This is a genomic window from Pseudomonas sp. GW821-FHT03A09, from assembly GCF_059421065.1.
The window spans coordinates 257,356-274,787 of record NZ_JBWKUX010000010.1; the positions used below are offsets into that span (position 1 = coordinate 257,356).

The following is a 17,432-nucleotide window of genomic DNA, read 5'->3' on the forward strand; positions in this document are numbered from 1 at the left end:
GTCAGACAATAGTCGTTACGATTTTATCTTGTCAATATTTGTGTCGTATTGCGACCGCCAGCAGGATCAGACCCAGCGCCACGGCGAAGGTCGTGTGCAGGCCGTAGGCGACAGATTGCGGGGTGGCGTGCGTGACGTCCGGCGTCGCCCAGGCGAATACCGCACCGAGGGCCGAAGCGCCGATAATCAGGCCCAGGTTGCGTGACAGGTTCAACAGGCCGGAGACCGTGCCCCGGCGTGTCGTGGGTACATCGCTCATCACTGCGGTGTTGTTGGCCGCCTGGAACAGGCTGTATCCGGTGGTCAGAATCATCAGCGCGGCCAGGTAGGCGACCAATCCGTTGGCGAATGACAACAGCAGGGCGCCACAGCACAACAGCCCCAGGCCGGCGAGGGTCATGCGCGGGCTGCCGAAGCGGTCGGTGAGCCGGCCTGCCGGTACGCCGGTGATGGCCGCCACACAGGGGCCGACGGCCATGGCCAAGCCCATCCAGGCCGCATCGAGGCCCAGGCCGCGGGACAAATAAAACGGTCCCACGACAAAAGTGGCCATGATCACGGCGGCAATCAACGCACTCATCGCCAAGCCGGCGCGCAAGGGTGCGTCCTCCCAGGCGGCCCGCCAATCCAAACCGGTGGAACCAGCTGTGCCCATGCGATCAACCGGCAGATAACGGTAGGCGAGGGCAGCCGCCAGCAATCCCAGGGGCAGGCCGACCAGAAACAGCGCGCGCCAGCCCCACAGGCTGAGCAGCAAGCCGCCAATGCTCGGCCCCATGGCGGTACCGACCGCCGACATCGTACCGAGCAAGCCCATGACGCGGCCGGTGCGCTCTTTGCTGACAGTGTCGCTGACCAGCCCCAAGGTCATCGCCATCATGATCGCCGCGCCCAGGCCTTGCAGTACTCGAGCACCCACCAGCCACGGCAGGGACGGCGCGGCCGCGCACAACCCGCACGCCAGGGCAAACAACAGCAGCCCGCTCAACAACAAGCGTCGGCGCCCGAGGCGATCACCGAGGCTGCCGGCACTGACAATCACCGTCGTGATCGCCAGCAAGTAGGCCAGTACCACCCACTGCACGGCATGAAAGGAGGTGTCGAACACTTGAGCCAATGCGGGCAAGCCGACATTGGCGATGCTGGTGCCGAGCGAGGCGAGCAACAGGGATAAAGACAGGCTCAACAGAGCGCCTCGGGCGGAGGTCTGCATGGGGAATTCCTTGAATGAAGGCGGCTGTCCCAAATCTACGGTGTCGACTACCATGGCGGAAGACGCACGACTTGCAGTTAATGCGTGCATCAAACGCCTCATTAGGAGTGCCAATGCCCGATCTCAATCTGTTGATCACCCTGGACGTCTTGTTGAGCGAAGGCAGCGTTGCAGGTGCCGCCAAGCGCCTGGGCCTAAGTGCTTCGGCCATGAGCCGAGCACTCGCCCGTTTGCGCGAGACCACCGGAGACCCGCTGCTGGTGCGCGCCGGTCGTAGCCTGGTGCCCACGCCGCGTGCCCAGGCATTACGCGAACAGGTCGGGCGCCTGGTGCAGGACGCTCACGGCGTGCTGCGCCCGGCACAATCCCTGGACATGGGCCACGTTGAGCGCACTTTCACCCTGCGTACCAGCGAAGAGTTCGTCGAAAGCTTCGGTCCGCCCCTGCTGGCCCGCATCGCCCAGGAGGCGCCCGGCGTGCGTCTGCGTTTCGTCAATAAAACCGACAAGGACAACGCCTTGTTGCGTGACGGCAGCGTCGACCTGGAAACCGGCGTGGTCGATGCCAACGCCAGCCCCGAAGTGCTAACCCAGGCGCTGTTTCGCGATCGCCTGATCGGCGTGGTGCACAGCGGCCATCCGCTCAGCCAGGGTGACGTCAGCGCCCAGCGTTTTGCGCAAGGCCGCCATGTGTATGTTTCCCGGCGCGGCCAGGACCGTGGCCAGATCGACGATGCGCTTGAAGCGTTGGGCCTGAGCCGGCAGATCAGCACCCTCGTCACAGGGTTTTCGACCGCCATCGCCCTGGCCCGTGACAGCGACCTGATCGCCAGCGTGCCTGAACGCTACACCGCCAATCAGCGCGAAGGTTTGTTCCGGTTTGCCTTGCCGGTTGCGCTACCGACCTTCACCGTGGCGATGCTCTGGCACCCGCGCCAGGATGCCGACCTGGCTCACCGCTGGCTGCGCAGCTGTTTGCGCGAGGTGTGTCAGCAACCGGTACAATCGCCGCTGCCTTGACGCGAAACCCCAGGAATTTGCATGTTCAGCCTTACTCGCTACACCGCACCATGCCCCGAGCCCATCAATGCGCAGATCTTGCAGATGGTGGTGGACAACCTCACCGACATCAGCAGTGTCGCGCTGCCGCCGAGCAACTTGCTCTACAACATCTACCAATACGCCATCGGCTTTGAAGTGCACCTGTACCTGGAAGCCTTGGACGGGGCGAAGGGCATTGCGGTCGAGCTGGTGGTGGCCATGGAAGAGGAGCAGGTGGTTGGTTTTTGCCTGTATCTGCCGGTGAAGGATGATCCGCAGGCCTGTGGTATCGCCTTCATGGCCGTGCAAATCGGGCATCGGCGCCAGGGCGTTGCACGTGCGATGTTGCAGGACGTACTGGCCCATTACCCCCACGCCGAGCTGGCGTGTGCCGTGGAAAAAGTGCCAGCCTTCGAAGCCATGGGCTTTCAAGTCCGCGGCGCGCGGGGGACGCAGGTGCTGATGAACACCCGCGACTACAGCACCGACGGTTTGATGGGCGTGTTGGATGTGGCGGCGATCTATCGTTCGCTGGAGGTGCGGCAGATTCACACCTACTTGCTGCAAAAACACGGCAAGCGCGCCATGGTGGATGCCGAAAAACAGCGTGACCGCCATCTGGACCAGTTGGCGCGCAAGGTGCAATCGTTTCTACAGTCTCGCGGTTAAACCCCGGTCCCTTGTGGGGGCTCGACATCTCCCACATGTGAGCGGCGAGTGACCATTGCCAGGATGGTCGCCAGCAATTCCTGCTGAGCCTCTTCACGGCTGATCTCATCGCTGGCGGCCGCCTGGGACAATGCTTCCGCCGCCCCCAGCATGGCCCGTAGACCGGCCTGGGAAACACGCCCCTCGGGCGCAAATGGCGACAGTGCCTCACGGCATTTATCGAGGAAGATCGCTTCATATCGACGCTTGAGCGCTTCCAGTTCCGGCGAGCTGCTGAGCGCCGCGATCACCCCTGGAATTTCCCGGCCCTGCAGCAATACGCAATCGACATAACACGCAGCGATCACCCAAGCCCGACCCTCCAGAGTCGCGGCGCTGGCCTCGATAGCCTCGGCAAACTGCTGATTCTGCCGTCCGTCAAAATCCTCATACAGCGCCGCCAATAACCCCGCCCGTGTGACGAAGTGGTCGTACACCACCGGCTTGGTGACGCCCGCCAGTTCGGCCAGGCGGCCCAGGGTCAAGGCATCGGTACCTTCTTCGCGCACCAGTTGCCAGGCCACGTCGAGCAATTGGCGAAAGCGATCTTCACGGGATAAGCGTCGACGCGGGGCAGGGGATTGGTGGGTTGACATGCTTATATACCAAACGTAACTTATTGGAGTTAACTTACTAAAAGTAGTTTAGGTTCAGCCTAAACCGAAAGGGAGTCATTGTCATGCACGCTGTGATCGTTGTTGCTCATCACGACCCGAAATCCCTCACCCATAGCCTGGCCGCACAGGTTGCCGCGGGCCTGACCGCATCCGGCCATACTTATGAGATCGCCGACCTCGCGGGCGAAGGCTTCGACCCGCGTTACACCGCCGCCGATCACCTTGTGCACCGCACCCGCGCCAAGCCTCCGGCTGACGTGCTCGTCGAACAAGCCCGTATCGACCGCGCCGACGCGCTGGTGCTGGCGTTTCCCATCTACTGGTGGTCGCTGCCGGGCTTGCTCAAAGGGTGGGTTGACCGCGTGTTCGTCAATGGTTGGGCCATCGATTACGGCCCGGACCTGCCGGTGGTGAAAAAACTGCGCCACTTGCAGGTGCACCTGCTGGCGGTGGGGGCGGCGGATGAAAGCGCGTTTGATCGACACGGCTACGCCAAGGCCATGCGCACGCAAATCGACTACGGCATCTTCGATTACTGCGGGGCACAGGTGGTGACGTCGCAGCTGCTGCTGGAGTCGGAAAGCGGCACGGCACAGGTGCATTTGCAGACGGCGAAGGCCATCGGGCAAGGGTTGTTCCAGGGTGAGGCGGTCGCTGGTTGATTCAGCCTTCGCGAAACAGGTCGTGGGCATCCAGCAAGCGGTAGGCAATTTCCGGGTGCTTCTCCATGCCACGGCGGATCGCCGCCGGAATCGCCTGCCGTGTCTTGCGACACATGCCCGGCAGTTCGTCGATGACGATCTGTATCCCGCGCATGCTCTTGACCTCGGTGTGACCCGGCGCGATGTGCACGCGAATGCCCAATAGCGCGTACATCCGCTGTTGCATGTGTTCCAGGTCTTGCAGGCTCTTGAGGTCTTCGAGGCGCTCGATCAGGCGTTTTTCTTCCTGGCGCGTGAGGTGCAGGATGCGCAGGTCGGCACCGGGCACCTCGAGCAATTGTTCGCGATCGCAGACGCAGGCGCCGGGTGGGCAGGGTTGGCGGATTGTCATGTGCTTGGCCTCCCCATTCCGACGCTCTGTGCTCAGTAGCTCAGCGCAACCCCAAGACTGCCCAGGGCCTTCCAGTATTCAGGATAGGTCTTGGCCACGCAGTCCGGGTCTTGAATGCGGATCCCCGAGACTTTCAACCCGGCCAGGGCAAAGCACATGGCGATGCGGTGGTCGGCGTGGGTGTCGATCAGTGCATTGCACGATGTACCGGCCAATGCCGGGTCGCTGGCAACGAGCAGGTCATCGCCTTCGATGGTTGCCAGGCCCGGACGGATTTCGTTGAGGCCATCGTGCAGGGCCTGCACGCGGTCGCATTCTTTCACGCGCAGGTTGGCCAGCTCCGTGAAGCGCACCGGCGTGTTGTTGAACGCAGCAAGGACCGCGAGAGTCGGGATCGCGTCCTGCATCTGCGAGCCGACAACCGTAGCCTGCATGTTCGGGAACTGTGCAATTACGGCCTGGGCCTTGGCGTCCGGCTGGGTGAAGTCCTGCGCCGCCACGCCGATGTCGATGCGGCCACCGGTCAACACCTCAGCGGCCCACAAGTAGGTGGCGGCAGAGGCGTCGGGTTCGATCAGGTAGTCATGGGCGGTATAGCCGGTCGGGGCCACTCGCCAGGTGGTGTCGTCGACCGCTTCGACCTGTGCACCGAAGGCGCGCATGCAGTCCAGGGTCAGGTCAACGTAGCCGCGGGCGCCGATGTCCTTGCCGGTCAACGCCACTTCAATCGGTGCTGCACCGCAGGCCGCGAGCATCAGCAGGGCCGATACGTACTGGCTGGACAAACCGCCATCGATCTCGAAACGCTTGGCCTGCACCTTGCCCACGCCGCGCACGGTGACTGGCGGGCAGCCGGTGGGGCTGTCGACGCGGATACCGTTCTGGCCCAGGGTCGCCAGCAGCGGGCCGATGGGGCGCTTTTGCATGTAGTCGTCGCCGGTCAGCACCACGGTGCCTTGCACGGTGGCTACGGCAGCGGTGAGAAAACGCATGGCGGTGCCGGCATTGCCGAGGAACAGGGGTTGCTCGGGCAGTTGCAGCTTGCCGGAGCTGGTGACCACAAAAGTGGTGTCATCCGGCTCATCAATGGTCACGCCCATCTGGCGCAGGGCCACCGACATGTGGCGAGTGTCATCACTCTTCAAGGCGCCGCTCAGGCGGCTGGTGCCTTTGGCCAGGGCCGCCAGCAACAGGGCGCGGTTGGTAATGGATTTGGAGCCGGGGGGCGCGACCTTGCCGTTCAGGGGGAAGTTGGGCGGTGTTACGGTCACGGTTTTCTGCGAACTCAAGGTACGAGGCTCCTGATCAAGACAAGGTGGCACGGAGTGGCCGACGGGCGGACCCGAATAATCGGGCATAGACGCCGTGCTTGTCGAGCGGGGAACGCCGCCGGTCGGTAATTTGCGCAGGGTTGTCGATTCTCGGTGGGTTCATTCGACTATCGGTAGCGGTACCTACCCAGTCTATTCCCATGAGGAGAGTGAACATGTCTTACGTCGATGGTTGTGTGATCGCGGTGCCGACCGCCAAGCGTGAAGCATTTATCCAGCATGCCAAGGCGGCCGCCGTGGTGTTCAAGGCGCACGGTGCGCTGAATGTCGTCGAGTGCTGGGGCGATGACGTGCCCGAAGGCAAGGTGACGTCACTGCCCATGGCCGTGAAACTCAAGGACGACGAGACCGTGGTGTTTTCCTGGATCGTCTGGCCCTCGCGCCAGGTACGGGATGTCGGCATGCGCAAGGTGATGGAAGACCCGCGCATGCAAAACGGGGCCAATCCGATGCCCTTTGACGGGCAACGCATGATTTATGGTGGGTTCGAGATGATCCTCAACAGCTAGCTGCCGTTGCAGGACAATACCTGTAGGTGGATTGCCCCTGGCAAGGTAGGCGTACGTCCAAACCAGGGGCAGGACAAATGCGTGCGCTCAATGAAATGCAGGAGGTGTGTAAGTTTTCCTACGCAGCGGCTCGCTGGACAAGATGGGGTGATGGGGTAAGTTCAGGCCGCACCCCATTCCGGGGTGTTTTCAATCAAGGAGTGACTGAAATGAACAAACCCCAGACTCAACTCAGACATGGTCGCGTCGTGACCCCGGCCAGCCGTGGCTCGGTCGCCGTGGAACGCGGGCTGCTGGGCAACTGGCAAGTCAATGAAATGGAAGGCGGTAAAAACTTTCCTGCACTCACCGCCGGGCCGTTCCCCGCGCCTTATCAGACCGATGACCAAAGCGTCACGCCGCCTGCCGATGGGCACATCCTCAGCGGCGGCAAAACCGACGCGCGCGACTGCATCAACTTCACCGACGAAGAGATGAGCAAGAAGCTCAACACGCCGTTTACCTGGCCACTGTTGAATGTCGAGGCCGGTCAGGCCTTCAAGGTGCAGTGGGAATACACCGCCGCCCACGTCACCCGTGGCTATCGCTGGCTTATCACCAAGGATGGCTGGGACCCGAAACAGCGCATCAGCCGCGCTCAGTTGGAAGCCAAGCCGTTCTTTGAGGACTTCTACACCCAAGTGCCGTACTACCAGCATGCCGACGAACTGAAAGCCAAGGTCGAGCATCAGGTGACGCTGCCCAAGGGCAAGAAAGGCCGGCACGTGGTGGTACTGATGTGGATCGTCGCCAACACCGGCAATGCGTTCTACCAGGCGTTTGACCTGGACTTCAAGTAAGCCCGGTTAACGCTTGGCCAACCAGTAATCATGTAGCGCCCGTGCAGCGGGTTCGATGTCACGGACCCGCTGTTGATGGGCGCCTACATCCAGGTCTGCCGGCAATTCGAAGTTGTCCTGCTCGGCGCACCAGGAAATCTTTTCCAACTGTGCGGCCTGTTCGGCGGGCAGTTCCGGCCAGTTGCCAATGGCCGCACCGCGGATGTAACCAAAGCACCATTCTTCGGCCAGCGTGACGACCTGGCCCTGATGTTCGGCGTCATCGAAACGCGCCTTGAACGCTTGGGCATCGGTCGCCAATTGCGCCGCCAGGGTATTCATGTGGCGTACGCACAGTTCCAGGAAGCGCTGGGCTTCGTCCACGCTTTCCCAGTCCGGGTTCTGCCCACCCCAGATCGCCGGGAACCATTCGCCGACTTCCACTTGTGCGGGGCTGGAGACCAGCGCGGTGAAGTAACCGTCGAGTTCGGCCAGGTTCAGCACCGAATGATCGTCGCCGTACTTGAGCAGGGTGTCTTCGATGAATTCGAAATCGGCAGGGGCCAAGGGTTGGGCGTGCATGGGCATATCCTTTAAACGTCGTGCGCTGCTGATGGGCAGCTTAAAGCGCGAAGGATGGCGCTTAGGCCGGCTTTTTTCCAGCGTTTTCCCAGTGTTGGCACAGCTTGCTCACGCACATCGAACCCACCACGGCCAGGATGATCGGCACCAGAAAGTCATGCTCGATACGGGTGAACTCCGCCACCAGCACAATCGCCGTGAGTGGCATGCTCATGCTGGCGGCCAGGAAGGCGGCCGCGCCGATGATTGCAAAGGCGCCTAACGGTACGCCCGGGATTACCAGGCTCCAGGCGCCGCCGAGGATGATTGCCAATAAGGCACCAATGGCCAGGCCCGGCGTCAGCAGGCCCCCCTCGGCGCCGGCGCGCAGGCTGGCGGCAGTGACCAGCACCTTGGCCACCAACAGAAGGGCGGCCAGGCCGATGGTCAGTTCATTATCGAAGCCCAACTGCGCCGGGCCTTTGCCATTGCCAAGGATCTGCGGTAGCCACATGGCCAATACACCAATAAGGGTGAAGTTGATCAACGCCAGCACCGGCAGGCGCCAGCCGCGTGCCGCATTGGCCCTGGCGGCGCCGGTAAAGCGGGTAAAACCATAGGCGGCCACGCCGAACACCGGTCCGCACACCACGGCCCAGGCGATCAGTGCCGGGCTCAGCACAAAATTCGGCACCACGTACTGCGCCTCCGCGCCCAGCCCGATCCACGCCACCGCCGCACCAATCGCCGAAGTGGCCAACGCCATCAGCGCCGCTGGCCAACTGAAGGCACCCACCAGCACTTCCAGCACAAACACTGCGCCGCCCAGCGGCACGTTATAGACCGCCGCCAGCCCGGCACCCGCACCACAAGCAATGATCAGTCGGTGCATGCGCGGCTCAAGTCGCGCCCGTTGGGACAACCATGTGGCGGCCAGCGCGCCGACCTCGCGAGGCGCCACCTCACGGCCCAAGGGGGAACCGAGGGCCACCGTGATGATCTGCAAGAGCGCATGGGCGAGGGTGGTTTTGGGCGGCATGATTGGCATCTTTTCCGATACCGCTTGCTTGATGCTCACCAATGGACGGCCGTAGCGATAGATCGTCCACCAGCCCAACCCGGCGACTGCACCGCACACCATCAGCACCAGCAAACGGCGTTCCGGCGCGGCGGCGGTCACGCCCAACAAAAAGGTTTCATGGCTGACCAGGCTGTCGAGGCTGTAACCGTACGCCAGGTGTTGAATGCCGTGCAGCAGCAAGGCCAGGAGCATCCCGCCCAGGCCCGCGCCAATGCCGGTCAGTACGACCACCAGGGCCAGAATCAGCGATGAACGAAACGTGGACGGCATAGGCGGCTCCAGGCAAGGGCCCTGATTGTATAGCCGATAAGCCGGGCCTCCGGGGTGAAATGTATCGCTGCTGCATGAACAGCGTGCCCACAACATTCCATTACTTTTGCCAGTCCCGTTTTTGGCCGATGCGCCGTCACACACCCTTGTTATAGTTCGGGCCTTATCACTCGCCAGTCAGGGATCACTGCCATGTCCGAATACCAAGCTTTCGTCGTCGAACTCATCGGCAACGTTGCCCATGTGCAGATCAACCGCCCGGAAAAGATCAACGCGATGAATGCCGCGTTCTGGACCGAGATCATCGATATCTTCCAATGGGTCGAAGAGACCGACGCCGTACGTGCCGTGGTGCTCAGCGGTGCCGGCAAGCATTTCTCGTCTGGCATCGACTTGATGATGCTTGCATCGGTGGCCAACGAGTTTGGCAAGGACGTGGGCCGCAACGCACGTCTGCTGCGCCGCAAGATCCTCGAACTGCAAGCCTCGTTCAATGCCGTCGACAACTGCCGCAAGCCGGTGCTGGCGGCGATCCAGGGTTACTGCATCGGCGGCGCCATCGACCTGATCAGCGCCTGCGATATGCGCTACGCGGCCGAAGGGGCGCAATTTTCCATCAAGGAAATCGACATCGGCATGGCCGCCGACGTCGGCACCTTGCAACGCCTGCCGCGCATTATCGGCGACGGCATGCTGCGTGAACTGGCTTATACCGGGCGTCAGTTCGGCGCCGAGGAAGCGCGCAGCATCGGCTTGGTCAACCGCGTGTATGCCGATCAGGAAAGCCTGCTGGCCGGTGTGTTGGACATTGCCCATGAAATCGCCGCCAAGTCACCGATTGCCGTGACCGGCACAAAAGCCATGATCAGCTACATGCGTGACCATACGGTCAATGATGGCTTGGAATACGTTGCCACCTGGAACTCGGCTATGTTGCAATCCAACGACCTGCGTGTGGCCATCGCGGCCCATATGAGTAAGCAGAAACCCGAATTCGTGGATTGACTGACATGACCCCAGGCTGGATTACCACAACCCTGCTCGACAACGAAACGCCGGGTGGCTGGGCTGTTGCCCGTAGCCGCGACGGCTTTTTGCACGATACCAATGGCCCGCTGTTCCCCCGGGAATGGCTCAAGCGCCAGGAGCTGTCGGTGTTCGCCGAACACGGCATCGGCCACCTTGACGGTGAGCCGGTGTATTTGCTGGAACTCAATGCGGCGGCTGAAGTGCCGGGTTGCAGTTGGCAGGGCTTGCGCGGCTTCATGTTGCAAGGCGACCACACCCTGTACAAGGTGCTGGGTTACGCCGCGCAGATTGGTACCTGGGCGCGGGAGCATCGGTTTTGCGGCAGTTGCGGCCAGGCTATGGTCCAGGTGCCACGGGAGCGGGCGATGTACTGCCAGGCCTGCGACCTGCGCAGCTACCCGCGGATTTCGCCGAGCATGATCGTGCTGGTGACCCGTGGCGATGAGATCCTGCTGGCGCGTTCGCCGCGTTTTGTCACGGGCGTCTACAGCACACTGGCCGGGTTTGCCGAGCCGGGAGAGTCGGCCGAAGACTGTCTGGTTCGCGAGGTACGCGAAGAAGTGCAGGTGGAGGTCAAGAACATCCAGTATGTGGGCAGCCAGTGCTGGCCGTTCCCCCATTCGATGATGCTGGGGTTCCACGCCGAGTACGCCGGGGGCGATATCGTGCCCCAGGCCGACGAGATCGAAGACGCGCAGTGGTTCAGTATCCACGACCTGCCGCCATTGCCGGCGTCACGCTCGATTGCGCGTTACCTCATCGACCTCTATCTGGCGCGCCGTCTAGGCCACGCTGAACCAGTGCTGCCAGGCTAGGCGCACTGTCAGGCCGAGGACCACGGTGATAAACACCGGCCGAATGAACTTGGCGCCGCCGCTGATCGCGCTGCGTGCGCCAAAGAACGCGCCACACATCACCGAAAGGCCCATGGCCAGGCCGACGATCCAGTCCACCGAGCCATTGATGATGAACACCGTCAGCGCCGCCGCGTTGCTGACGAAGTTCATGCTGCGTGCCACGCCGCTGGCTTTCACCAGGTCGATCGGGTGCAGCAGCATGGTGCTCACCGTCCAGAACGCACCCGTGCCGGGTCCGGCCACGCCGTCGTAGAAGCCCAGGCCGAAACCTTGGGTGGCTTGCCATTTCTTCTTGATCGGCGCGTCGGCATCCAACGGCGCCTTGGGTGTGCCGCCGAACAGCAGGTACACACCACAGGCGAACACGATCACCGGGAGCATTTTGTTCAGGGTTTCGGCCGGCAGGTAATGGGCGACCACCGCGCCGGTCAACGCGCCGACCAGTGTGCCCACAATGGCGTGCACCCACTGGCGCGGGTGAAACAGCTTGCGTCGGTAGAACGTGAAACTCGCGGTGGCCGAGCCAAAGGTCGAGCTGAGTTTGTTGGTGCCCAGTACCAGGTGCGGCGGCATGCCGGCGGTGAGCAGGGCCGGCGTGGTGAGCAGGCCGCCGCCGCCGGCGATGGCGTCGATGAAACCGGCGATAAAGGCCACGAGGGCGAGAATGGCGAGGGTGGTGAGGTCAACGCTGAGTTCGAAGGGCATGGGCAGGGGCTTATTATTGGCAGGGCGGCCGCCATCTTACTGCCAGATGTACACAGATCCAAATGTGGGGGCAGGCAAGCCAGCTCCCACACGTTAACCGCGATCAGCCGTGACGCTTTTCCAGCCATTCCAGCGCCGTGCGCCACACGCAGATTCCCAGGAAATACGCCGACATCAGCGACCACAACCCAAATGTCCACGGGTTGGTATTCGGGTAGTCCACGACCATCAAGAAGCTGCACAGCAACCAGATCGTGGTCACGGCAATGTTGATCGGCATAAAACGCTTTACCCGGAACGGATGCAGGAACTTCATCGGCGTCACGGTCAGCAGTGCCAGGCCGATCACGGTCAGCAGCGTGACCCAGGCTTCAGGCTGGATGATGTACACGCACAACGCCACCACGTTCCACGCCGCGGGGAAACCGACAAAGTAGTTGTCCTTGCTCTTCATGTTCACATTGCAGAAGCAGAACAGCGAGGACACCAGGATCACCGACACCGTAAACAGATGGGTAAAGTCCGGCAGGTCGATGTAGCGGTAGATGAACAACGCCGGAATGAACACATAGGTCAGGTAATCAATCACCAAGTCCAGCACCGAGCCGTCAAAGCTGGGCAACACCGTGCTCACATTGACTCGCCGCGCCAGCGAACCGTCCACGCCATCGACCACCAGCGCCAGGCCCAGCCACAGCAGGCAAGCCTTGGGGGAATTTTCCAGCAAGGCCAGGGTGGCCAGGAAGGCCAGCACCACGCCGGTGGCGGTAAAGCCGTGGGCGCCCCAGGCTTTGAGTCTGGCTACATGCAGGGTCGATATCACGGGCGGTTCTCCAAAAGGTGAAACGGGGCAGCCGACAACGTGACGCCATCGGGTCTGGCCAGGGATTGCAGGTATCGACCGGGAAGGGGGGGATAAGGTTCACCACCCGGTGTATCACTCAGCGTAGCAAGCGTAAGACGTTTCGGCATCAGCCTTGACGGAACACCAGCGCCTTCAAGCCACTTTGTGGGTCGATGTCCGGGAATTCCGGAGGGTTTTCCAAGCGCTCCACAAAACGCAGGCCCGGTGCTTCACGGGTGACGCCATCAATCAGGAAGTCTTCGCCGAAGGCCGGGTCGTTCATGCACGCCAGCACCGTACCCTGGGACGTGAGCAAATCCGGCAGGCGGCGCAGTACGCGCTGGTAGTCCTTGGTCAGCAAGAAGCTGCCTTTCTGGAACGATGGCGGGTCGATAATCACCAAGTCATAAGGGCCGCTGTGGGTGACCTTGGCCCAGGACTTGAACAGATCGTGGCCCAGGAACGTGACCTTGCTCAGGTCGTGGCCATTCAGGCGATGGTTGTCGCGGCCACGGCTCAGGGCACCACGGGCCATGTCCAGGTTCACCACATGGTCGGCGCCGCCTTCGATGGCGGCCACGGAGAAACCACAGGTATAGGCAAACAGGTTGAGCACCCGCTGACCCTTGGCCTGTTCGCGCACCCAGTTGCGGCCATAACGCATGTCGAGGAACAGCCCACTGTTCTGTTTTTTACCCAGATCGATCAGGTAGCGCAGGCCACCTTCGGTAATGGTCAGCTCATCCACTGCCTCGCCCACCAACCATTCGGTGGTGCTTTGCGGCAAGTAGCGGTGCTGCAGGGCCACGGTGTAAGCACTCAGGTGCGTCTGCAGCAACTGTTTCAAGGCTTCCAGCTGGGCGGGTTCCGGCTCCTTGAACAACGCGACCAGCACCACGCCTTGCAACCAATCCACGGTCAGTTGCTCCAGCCCCGGCCAGCAGCGGCCACGGCCGTGGAACAGGCGGCGGGTTTCCGACGGCGGGCTAGTCAGGGCGGTAAGCAGGTGGGCGTGCAGGGTGGCGAGTGCGTCTGGGTTCATCGTTGAGCGTCGGTCATTGAGCGGGCGGCATTTTAAACACAGTTGGGTTGTTTCGGGGGGCTTGAGCACAACGTGCTGATAAAAAGCCGATTGGCAGTGATTCATGCTCAAACGGCTGAAAACTGCGCCTGATAACAGGCAAAAAATCCTCGGGCACCGACATAAACTGGAAAAAAAGCCCGGAGGTGCCCATGAACGGTTTCGCGAGTGCAGTCAATCACACGACGTTGGATCAGCAAGAGCTGGACGAGTGGCGCGACGCCCTGGCTTCACTAGTGACCAACGCCGGGCCTGCGCGTGCGCGGCAGATCCTCGATCTGCTGGCGCGGGAAGGCAGCGCACCGCCCATCGACTGGAAACCGCGCCACGGCACGCCGTATATCAATAGCATCAGCGTCGGGCAGCAACCGGCCTTTCCCGGCGACCTGGCGACCGAAGAGCGCCTGGCTTCGTGGGTGCGTTGGAATGCATTGGCGATGGTGGTGCGCGCCAACCAGGCCTACGGAGAACTCGGGGGGCATATCGCCAGCTATGCCAGTGCGGCGGATTTGTTCGAAGTGGGCTTCAACCATTTTTTTCGCGCGCGCAACGACCGTTTTGGCGGTGACCTGGTGTTCTACCAACCCCATTCCGCGCCTGGCATTTATGCCCGGGCGTTCCTTGAAGGCCGGTTGAGTGAAAACGACCTGGCTCACTATCGCCAGGAAATCGGCGGCCCCAAAAACGGCGCACGTGGACTCTCCAGCTACCCTCATCCCTGGCTGATGCCGGACTTCTGGCAGTTCCCCACCGGTTCCATGGGCATCGGCCCTATCAGCTCGATTTTCCAGGCGCGGTTCATGCGTTACCTGCAGCATCGCGGCCTGCTGGACACCACCGAGCGGCATGTGTGGGGCGTGTTCGGTGACGGCGAGATGGACGAGCCAGAAAGCATGTCGGCCCTGACCTTGGCCGCCCGCGAGGGCCTGGACAACCTGACCTGGGTGGTCAACTGCAATCTGCAACGCCTCGATGGCCCGGTGCGCGGCAATGGGCGGATCATCGACGAACTGGAAGCCTTGTTTGCCGGTGCCGGGTGGAACGTGATCAAGCTGGTATGGGGCTCGGACTGGGACGTCTTGCTCGCCAAGGACACCGACGGCTCGCTGGTCAACACCTTGTCGAATACCGTCGACGGCCAATTCCAGACGTTCGCCGCCAAGGATGGTGCCTACAACCGCGAGCACTTCTTCGGTCAAAGCGCGGCCATGGCCAAGTTGGTCGAGGGCATGAGCGATGAGCAGATCGACCGCCTCAAGCGCGGTGGCCACGACATGGTCAAGATCCACGCGGCCTACCATGCCGCGCGCCGGGTCAAAGGCAAGCCCACGGTGATCCTGGCCCAGACCAAAAAGGGTTTCGGCATGGGTGAGGCGGGGCAGGGCAAGATGACCACCCACCAGCAGAAAAAGCTCGACCGCGAGGCGTTGATTGCCTTCCGTGATCGCTTCCGCTTGCCGCTGTCGGATGAGCAGGCCGAATCCTTGAGTTTCTACAAACCGGGCGACGATAGCCTGGAAATGCGCTACTTGCACCAGCGCCGCACGGCCCTGGGTGGTTATGTGCCAAGCCGCGGGCAGCAGGCGGCGCCGGTCAGCGTGCCAGCGCTGGCGGGTTACGCCGGCTTCGCCACAGAGGCCGCGGGCAAGGAGATGTCCACCACCATGGCCTTTGTGCGCATGCTCACCAACCTGCTCAAGGACAAGGCCCTCGGCCCGCGCATCGTGCCCATCGTGGCAGACGAGGCGCGTACCTTCGGCATGGCCAACCTGTTCAAGCAGATCGGTATCTATTCCAGTGTCGGCCAGCGTTACGAGCCGGAAGACATCGGCTCGATCCTCAGCTACCGCGAAGCCACCGACGGGCAAATCCTCGAGGAAGGCATCAGCGAAGCCAGCGCCATCAGCTCGTGGGTGGCGGCGGCCACCAGCTATTCGGTGCATGGCCTGCGCATGCTGCCGTTCTACATCTATTATTCGATGTTCGGCTTCCAGCGCGTCGGCGACCTGATCTGGGCCGCCGCTGACCAGCGCGCCCGAGGTTTCTTGCTCGGTGCTACGGCCGGACGTACCACCTTGGGCGGCGAAGGCTTGCAGCATCAGGACGGCAGCAGCCACCTCAGCGCCGCCACGGTGCCCAATTGCCGAGCCTACGATCCGGCATTTGCCGGCGAGTTTGCGGTGATTCTCGACCATGGCATGCGCCAGATGCTTGAGCACGATGTGGACGAGTTCTACTACGTGACCCTGATGAACGAAAACTACCCGCAGCCAAGCCTGCCGGCTGGCGTGGCTGCGGCGATTATCAAGGGCATGTATCGCCTGGAAGGCGCTGCCGACGCCCAGGTGCGCCTGCTCGGCTCCGGCACGTTGCTGCGCGAGGCGCAGGCAGCGGCGCAATTGCTGGCGGACGATTGGCAGGTGGCGAGCGAGGTATTCAGCGTCACCAGTTACAGCGAGCTGGCGCGGGAGGCGCGGGAAGTGGAGCGATGGAACCGCTTGCATCCGCTGGACGTCAAGCGTGTCAGTCATCTGGCTGAATGCTTACCTGAAGGTACGCCGGTGATCGCCGTGTCTGACTATGTGCGAGCCGTGCCGCAAATGCTGGGTTCGTATCTGGATTCCAGCTACACCGTACTCGGCACCGATGGTTTTGGGCGCAGTGATACGCGGGTGGCATTGCGGGACTTTTTCGAGGTGGATCGGCATCACCTCGTGTTGGCGGCGCTGACGGCGTTGGTGGAGCAGGGGAGTTTGAAGCGGGAGGTGTGCCAGGAAGCAATCGAGCGATACGGGATAAATACGGAGCGCGACGCGTCCTGGATCTGCTGATCGACACAGATCAAATGTGGGAGCTGGCTTGCCTGCGATAGCGGTGTATCAGATAAAAAATGGCTGAATGGCACTCTGCGATCGCAGGCAAGCCAGCTCCCACCCGGTTTTGTTGTGTGGCTTAGAGAGTGGCGATCAGGGCTGGTCCGAATGCTTCCTTCAGGAAACCCGGGGCGATGTAACGCTCGTAATGCGCTTCGGAAAGCAGGAAAAACTCGCGGTCAATCGCATCCCGCAGGTCCGTGAGGTTGCGCTCACGAAACTCCGGCAATAACGCCAGGCCATACGCCTCCAACTTCGAAATCACCCGCGCGCCCCGGGCAATCAACTGGTATGCCCAGCAGTACGGGGACTGGTGCGGTACAAAGCGGATCTTGCGGGTTTCCAGTTGCTCACGTAACAGGTGCGCGTCGAACACTTCCAGCTTGCTCGCCATCACCTGCACCAGCAACTGTTCCAAGCGCAGCCACACAGCCTGCTTTTCCTCGGCGCTGTAGCCGTTCCACTGGATCACTTCATGGTGATAGCGCTTGCAGCCCCGGCAGACCAGGTCACCGTAAACGGTGGAACACAGGCCTACGCAGGGTGTCTTGATGGTTTGATTGGGCATAAAGGCTTGATTGCAAAATCCAGAGAACACCGCAAAACCAATGTGGGAGCGGGCTTGCTCGCGAACGCGGTGTGTCAGTCACTGAATCTATTACTGATAGACCGCATTCGCGAGCAAGCCCGCTCCCACACTGGAACTGTGTGGTTGATTAGTCCCAGCTCAACGCGCCGCCAGTCTGGTACTCGATCACGCGGGTTTCGAAGAAGTTCTTCTCTTTCTTCAAGTCCATGATCTCGCTCATCCACGGGAACGGGTTAGTCGTCCCTGGGTACTC

General features: G+C 61.9%; 18 protein-coding genes and 1 pseudogene. 8 read left to right on the forward strand and 11 right to left on the reverse strand.

The genetic code is table 11. The annotated features are described in order from the left end of the window. Positions 1–31: 31 nt before the first annotated feature. A complete protein-coding gene (locus AC07V4_RS19645) occupies positions 32–1,213 on the reverse strand; it encodes an MFS transporter (RefSeq protein WP_492636582.1) in 1,182 nt (393 codons plus the stop codon). Positions 1,214–1,326: 113 nt separating this feature from the next. Here AC07V4_RS19645 and AC07V4_RS19650 point away from each other — a divergent pair, with 113 nt between their 5' ends. Continuing rightward, positions 1,327–2,232: a LysR family transcriptional regulator gene (locus tag AC07V4_RS19650; protein WP_492636583.1), complete on the forward strand. Its 906-nt coding sequence runs from the start codon at positions 1,327–1,329 to the stop codon at positions 2,230–2,232. Positions 2,233–2,253: 21 nt separating this feature from the next. Further along, on the forward strand, positions 2,254–2,922 hold the full coding sequence (locus AC07V4_RS19655; protein WP_492636584.1) for a GNAT family N-acetyltransferase: 669 nt from the start codon (positions 2,254–2,256) through the stop codon (positions 2,920–2,922). On the opposite strand, the gene AC07V4_RS19660 is transcribed toward AC07V4_RS19655, so the two are convergent. Next, positions 2,919–3,557: a TetR/AcrR family transcriptional regulator gene (locus tag AC07V4_RS19660; protein ID WP_492636585.1), complete on the reverse strand. Its 639-nt coding sequence runs from the start codon at positions 3,555–3,557 to the stop codon at positions 2,919–2,921. The two genes, AC07V4_RS19655 and AC07V4_RS19660, sit on opposite strands and share 4 nt — an antisense overlap. 83 nt (positions 3,558–3,640) lie before the next feature. On the opposite strand from AC07V4_RS19660, the gene AC07V4_RS19665 reads away from it, so the two are divergent. Continuing rightward, complete coding sequence (locus AC07V4_RS19665; RefSeq protein WP_431751386.1) at positions 3,641–4,240, forward strand: NAD(P)H-dependent oxidoreductase; 600 nt, start codon at positions 3,641–3,643, stop codon at positions 4,238–4,240. 1 nt (position 4,241) lies between these two features. On the opposite strand, the gene AC07V4_RS19670 is transcribed toward AC07V4_RS19665, so the two are convergent. After that, positions 4,242–4,631, reverse strand: coding sequence for a hypothetical protein (locus tag AC07V4_RS19670; protein ID WP_492636586.1), 390 nt, complete (start codon positions 4,629–4,631; stop codon positions 4,242–4,244). Between the two features lie 32 nt (positions 4,632–4,663). Next, positions 4,664–5,920 (reverse strand): 3-phosphoshikimate 1-carboxyvinyltransferase, encoded by a 1,257-nt coding sequence (locus tag AC07V4_RS19675; RefSeq protein ID WP_492636587.1) that lies wholly within the window; start codon positions 5,918–5,920, stop codon positions 4,664–4,666. A gap of 197 nt (positions 5,921–6,117) precedes the next feature. On the opposite strand from AC07V4_RS19675, the gene AC07V4_RS19680 reads away from it, so the two are divergent. Both AC07V4_RS19680 and AC07V4_RS19685 read left to right on the forward strand, forming a co-directional pair. Next, positions 6,118–6,471 (forward strand): DUF1428 domain-containing protein, encoded by a 354-nt coding sequence (locus tag AC07V4_RS19680; RefSeq protein ID WP_431751383.1) that lies wholly within the window; start codon positions 6,118–6,120, stop codon positions 6,469–6,471. A gap of 209 nt (positions 6,472–6,680) precedes the next feature. Continuing rightward, positions 6,681–7,310: a lytic polysaccharide monooxygenase auxiliary activity family 9 protein gene (locus AC07V4_RS19685; protein WP_492636588.1), complete on the forward strand. Its 630-nt coding sequence runs from the start codon at positions 6,681–6,683 to the stop codon at positions 7,308–7,310. A 6-nt stretch (positions 7,311–7,316) separates the two neighbouring features. Here AC07V4_RS19685 and AC07V4_RS19690 read toward each other — a convergent pair whose 3' ends face one another. Both AC07V4_RS19690 and AC07V4_RS19695 read right to left on the reverse strand, forming a co-directional pair. Next, entirely contained in the window at positions 7,317–7,871 is a 555-nt protein-coding gene (locus tag AC07V4_RS19690) for a UPF0149 family protein (RefSeq protein WP_492636589.1), read from the reverse strand. Positions 7,872–7,932: 61 nt separating this feature from the next. Continuing rightward, positions 7,933–9,201: a chloride channel protein gene (locus AC07V4_RS19695; RefSeq protein WP_492636590.1), complete on the reverse strand. Its 1,269-nt coding sequence runs from the start codon at positions 9,199–9,201 to the stop codon at positions 7,933–7,935. Between the two features lie 192 nt (positions 9,202–9,393). Between AC07V4_RS19695 and AC07V4_RS19700 the strand changes: the two genes are divergently transcribed. Together AC07V4_RS19700 and nudC are read left to right on the forward strand one after the other, a co-directional pair. Then, on the forward strand, positions 9,394–10,206 hold the full coding sequence (locus AC07V4_RS19700; RefSeq protein WP_431752692.1) for a crotonase/enoyl-CoA hydratase family protein: 813 nt from the start codon (positions 9,394–9,396) through the stop codon (positions 10,204–10,206). Between the two features lie 5 nt (positions 10,207–10,211). Then, positions 10,212–11,045, forward strand: a complete 834-nt coding sequence (gene nudC / locus AC07V4_RS19705; RefSeq protein WP_431752691.1) for an NAD(+) diphosphatase — start codon at positions 10,212–10,214, stop codon at positions 11,043–11,045. Here nudC and AC07V4_RS19710 read toward each other — a convergent pair. The 3 genes from AC07V4_RS19710 to AC07V4_RS19720 all read right to left on the reverse strand — a co-directional run bounded on the left by AC07V4_RS19710 (position 11,013) and on the right by AC07V4_RS19720 (position 13,678). Beyond that, complete coding sequence (locus AC07V4_RS19710) at positions 11,013–11,792, reverse strand: TSUP family transporter (RefSeq protein WP_492636591.1); 780 nt, start codon at positions 11,790–11,792, stop codon at positions 11,013–11,015. The two genes, nudC and AC07V4_RS19710, sit on opposite strands and share 33 nt — an antisense overlap. Positions 11,793–11,895: 103 nt before the next feature. Then, positions 11,896–12,615, reverse strand: a complete 720-nt coding sequence (gene pcsA / locus AC07V4_RS19715) for a phosphatidylcholine synthase (RefSeq protein WP_492636592.1) — start codon at positions 12,613–12,615, stop codon at positions 11,896–11,898. Between the two features lie 148 nt (positions 12,616–12,763). Then, complete coding sequence (locus AC07V4_RS19720; protein WP_492636593.1) at positions 12,764–13,678, reverse strand: class I SAM-dependent methyltransferase; 915 nt, start codon at positions 13,676–13,678, stop codon at positions 12,764–12,766. A 191-nt stretch (positions 13,679–13,869) separates the two neighbouring features. Here AC07V4_RS19720 and mdeB point away from each other — a divergent pair, with 191 nt between their 5' ends. Beyond that, positions 13,870–16,548 (forward strand): alpha-ketoglutarate dehydrogenase, encoded by a 2,679-nt coding sequence (gene mdeB / locus AC07V4_RS19725; protein WP_492636594.1) that lies wholly within the window; start codon positions 13,870–13,872, stop codon positions 16,546–16,548. Positions 16,549–16,669: 121 nt separating this feature from the next. Here the strand turns inward: mdeB and AC07V4_RS19730 are convergent, their stop codons facing one another. Together AC07V4_RS19730 and AC07V4_RS19735 are read right to left on the reverse strand one after the other, a co-directional pair. Then, positions 16,670–17,158: a DUF1289 domain-containing protein gene (locus AC07V4_RS19730; RefSeq protein WP_492636595.1), complete on the reverse strand. Its 489-nt coding sequence runs from the start codon at positions 17,156–17,158 to the stop codon at positions 16,670–16,672. A gap of 148 nt (positions 17,159–17,306) precedes the next feature. Continuing rightward, positions 17,307–17,432: pseudogene (locus tag AC07V4_RS19735) on the reverse strand (ribonucleotide-diphosphate reductase subunit beta); the annotation flags it as partial.

What these genes read in the sequence shown, in the direction of transcription:
- AC07V4_RS19650 (WP_492636583.1), top strand. Translation starts at nt 1,327, where the DNA reads ATGCCCGATCTCAATCTGTTGATCACCCTGGACGTCTTGTTGAGCGAA.
- AC07V4_RS19730 (WP_492636595.1), bottom strand. Translation starts at nt 17,158, where the DNA reads ATGCCCAATCAAACCATCAAGACACCCTGCGTAGGCCTGTGTTCCACC.
- AC07V4_RS19680 (WP_431751383.1), top strand. Translation starts at nt 6,118, where the DNA reads ATGTCTTACGTCGATGGTTGTGTGATCGCGGTGCCGACCGCCAAGCGT.
- AC07V4_RS19700 (WP_431752692.1), top strand. Translation starts at nt 9,394, where the DNA reads ATGTCCGAATACCAAGCTTTCGTCGTCGAACTCATCGGCAACGTTGCC.
- AC07V4_RS19690 (WP_492636589.1), bottom strand. Translation starts at nt 7,871, where the DNA reads ATGCACGCCCAACCCTTGGCCCCTGCCGATTTCGAATTCATCGAAGAC.
- AC07V4_RS19665 (WP_431751386.1), top strand. Translation starts at nt 3,641, where the DNA reads ATGCACGCTGTGATCGTTGTTGCTCATCACGACCCGAAATCCCTCACC.
- AC07V4_RS19710 (WP_492636591.1), bottom strand. Translation starts at nt 11,792, where the DNA reads ATGCCCTTCGAACTCAGCGTTGACCTCACCACCCTCGCCATTCTCGCC.
- AC07V4_RS19720 (WP_492636593.1), bottom strand. Translation starts at nt 13,678, where the DNA reads ATGAACCCAGACGCACTCGCCACCCTGCACGCCCACCTGCTTACCGCC.
- AC07V4_RS19660 (WP_492636585.1), bottom strand. Translation starts at nt 3,557, where the DNA reads ATGTCAACCCACCAATCCCCTGCCCCGCGTCGACGCTTATCCCGTGAA.
- AC07V4_RS19655 (WP_492636584.1), top strand. Translation starts at nt 2,254, where the DNA reads ATGTTCAGCCTTACTCGCTACACCGCACCATGCCCCGAGCCCATCAAT.
- nudC (WP_431752691.1), top strand. Translation starts at nt 10,212, where the DNA reads ATGACCCCAGGCTGGATTACCACAACCCTGCTCGACAACGAAACGCCG.
- AC07V4_RS19685 (WP_492636588.1), top strand. Translation starts at nt 6,681, where the DNA reads ATGAACAAACCCCAGACTCAACTCAGACATGGTCGCGTCGTGACCCCG.
- AC07V4_RS19670 (WP_492636586.1), bottom strand. Translation starts at nt 4,631, where the DNA reads ATGACAATCCGCCAACCCTGCCCACCCGGCGCCTGCGTCTGCGATCGC.
- AC07V4_RS19645 (WP_492636582.1), bottom strand. Translation starts at nt 1,213, where the DNA reads ATGCAGACCTCCGCCCGAGGCGCTCTGTTGAGCCTGTCTTTATCCCTG.
- mdeB (WP_492636594.1), top strand. Translation starts at nt 13,870, where the DNA reads ATGAACGGTTTCGCGAGTGCAGTCAATCACACGACGTTGGATCAGCAA.
- AC07V4_RS19695 (WP_492636590.1), bottom strand. Translation starts at nt 9,201, where the DNA reads ATGCCGTCCACGTTTCGTTCATCGCTGATTCTGGCCCTGGTGGTCGTA.